Here is a 440-nt window from a genome sequence, read left to right on the forward strand (position 1 = left end):
AATGAAATCATGCAAATATTATGATTATTCAAGATGTAATTAACCATTTAGAAGCGCTTGCACCATTAGCATATGCAGAAGATTTTGATAATGTAGGTCTACTTGTTGGCAATAAAAATGAAAAATTAACGGGAGTTTTAGTTACACTAGATACTTTAGAAACTGTTGTTGACGAGGCCATTGCTAATAGTTGTAACTTAATTGTAAGCTTCCACCCTATTATTTTTAAAGGATTAAAAAAAATAACTGGTAAAACCTATGTAGAACGCGTTGTTTTAAAAGCCATACAAAACAATATTGCTATTTACGCAATACACACAGCACTTGATAATGCTTTACAAGGCGTAAATGATGTTATTTGTAATAAAATTGGTTTAACCAATAAAAAAATACTTATTCCACAGCCTAAAACCATAAAAAAATTAACTACTTATGTGCCA

At 29.5% G+C, this 440-nt stretch carries 1 protein-coding gene; it reads left to right on the plus strand.

Annotated features, from left to right (window positions below):
* Window positions 1–20 precede the first annotated feature (20 nt).
* Window positions 21–440: Nif3-like dinuclear metal center hexameric protein (locus FUA24_RS23770; RefSeq protein WP_148545810.1), on the plus strand; the 420-nt coding region annotated here is incomplete at its 3' end.

The sequence above is a fragment of the Seonamhaeicola marinus genome (assembly GCF_008085455.1).